The 547-nt window shown below is 50.5% G+C and carries 1 protein-coding gene; it reads right to left on the bottom strand.

Annotation, left to right across the window (positions count from 1 at the left end; genetic code table 11):
- Positions 1–547, bottom strand: a 547-nt coding sequence (locus tag R2Q77_RS21010) for an MBG domain-containing protein (RefSeq protein WP_316805669.1), incomplete at both ends; no start/stop codon positions are given.

The raw sequence follows: 547 nt of genomic DNA, 5'->3' as shown, positions 1-547 counted from the left end.
AAGCGCCCGTGAAAGCATCTGCGCCAACCAATGAACCTGCAGCAACCGTATAGGTTAAAGCCGGATCGGCTGAACCATAGGTTTTGCTCTTCGCATCGGCCGTTACCGTAATCGCTTTGGTACCGATGCTCAGGTTTGCGCTTGCATAAGTGATCGCATAGTTTGCGCCTGCACTTAAAGTATTCTGGTTAATCGCGTAAGTACCCACATTTTCCCCTGCCACACGGTTTAAAGCGCCCGTGAAAGCATCTGCGCCAACCAATGAACCTGCAGCAACCGTATAGGTTAAAGCCGGATCGGCTGAACCATAGGTTTTGCTCTTCGCATCGGCTGTTACCGTAATTGCTTTGGTACCGATGCTCAGGTTTGCGCTTGCATAAGTAATCGCATAGTTTGCGCCTGCACTTAAAGTATTCTGGTTAATCGCATAAGCACCCACATTTTCACCCGCCACACGGCTTAAAGCGCCCGTGAAGGCATCTGCGCCAACCAATGAGCCTGCAGCAACCGTATAGGTTAAAGCCGGATCGGCTGAACCATAGGTTTT

Origin of the sequence: Pedobacter nototheniae, assembly GCF_032678625.1 — a bacterium.
GTDB classification, from domain to species: Bacteria; Bacteroidota; Bacteroidia; order Sphingobacteriales; family Sphingobacteriaceae; genus Pedobacter; species Pedobacter nototheniae_A.
Note: the sequence above shows the minus strand (reverse complement) of the source record. Positions and strands in the feature narration are given on the sequence as shown.